Annotated in this window: 1 pseudogene; it reads left to right on the forward strand. The window is 78.6% G+C overall.

The annotated features are described in order from the left end of the window. Positions 1–234: pseudogene (locus KVT45_RS55770) on the forward strand (type I-E CRISPR-associated protein Cas6/Cse3/CasE); the annotation flags it as partial.

Consider the following 234-nt stretch of genomic DNA (forward strand, 5'->3'; position numbering starts at 1 on the left):
GCCGGGTCATGCCCCTCTTCCCCGCCGGCATAAAGGACAGTGCCCGCTCCCACTTCGCCGTCCTCTCCCGTGCCGAGGCCACCCCCGCCGGCAGCTACCTGCTCCTGCAGTCCAACCTGCCCCCCGCCCCCACCGGCCTGCCCCACGGCTATGGCACCCTCCCCAGCCGCCCCCCCGCCCAGCTCCCCCACGCCCTCACCCCCCCGCCCCCCCCCCGCCCCCCCTGCCCCGCCC

The organism is Streptomyces sp. GbtcB6 (assembly GCF_019091475.1).
GTDB classification, from domain to species: Bacteria; Actinomycetota; Actinomycetes; order Streptomycetales; family Streptomycetaceae; genus Streptomyces; species Streptomyces hyaluromycini.